Genomic DNA, 758 nt, shown 5'->3' with positions numbered 1-758 from the left:
GGTTACTTCCAGTCGGCTGTCCCCGGCAAGGTCAGCTTCAATCAGATAGATCCAGATTTTCGCAAGAAGCTCACAGGCTCGTTTCGGGATGCGGTCCTCTGGCCGCATGTTCAGGAGCAGATCATGAGCGTTTCAGCGCAGTGGCTGCAGCCAGGCCTCGAAAGCGTCGAAGTCGCAGGCATTCCCCCCGTCGATCCGATGAGGCCCGATCGCGACACGTTCATTCTCAAGTCGCTACTCCTGTCGGCCTACGTCCGGTATTCGGCTTGCCTTGCCCCGCTGCTCCGCGCTCTAAAGCCCTATGGCTCGCCTTCCGCCAAACTGGCAGCCCTCGACCGCGTCCTGCTGGCGGCCGACACCTGGCCGAGCTGCGATCACAACCGACGTTCCAAACTTGCCGAAAGGCTTGACGCGCAAAAGCCTGATGCGATCGCGGCATGGGAAGTTCTCGACCGACTGGCCGGTCCTAGTCATGCCATCCCTGCAGGGGTCGCTGCCAGCGTTCTGGCAATTCAAACCGACACCGATGACCATAGCTGCGAGCACGACCACACGCTTGGTCCGGCTCACCGTCTTTTCTGGCATATGCAAACGACAGTAGCGGTCACTCATCCGAGCGATGTCCGCCAGCGGTTCAGGGCGCTCCTGGAAAGGCAAGCCGAGCAAACGGGCAAGCGGAAATCTACGAGAACCGGTTTAGCGGCGGACAAGCGAAGCAAGGCGATCGTCACCGGCGACATCATCGGCAGGATCACGAA

At 60.4% G+C, this 758-nt stretch carries 1 protein-coding gene; it reads left to right on the top strand.

The window, feature by feature from the left end:
* A partial coding sequence (locus tag EN780_RS39320; protein WP_189557084.1) for a hypothetical protein occupies positions 1–758 on the top strand: 758 nt, incomplete at both ends.

This window comes from Mesorhizobium sp. M4B.F.Ca.ET.089.01.1.1 (genome assembly GCF_004022605.1).
GTDB lineage: Bacteria > Pseudomonadota > Alphaproteobacteria > Rhizobiales > Rhizobiaceae > Mesorhizobium > Mesorhizobium abyssinicae.
The sequence above is the reverse complement of the archived record's forward strand: the minus strand, read 5'-3'. Positions and strand labels throughout refer to the sequence as shown.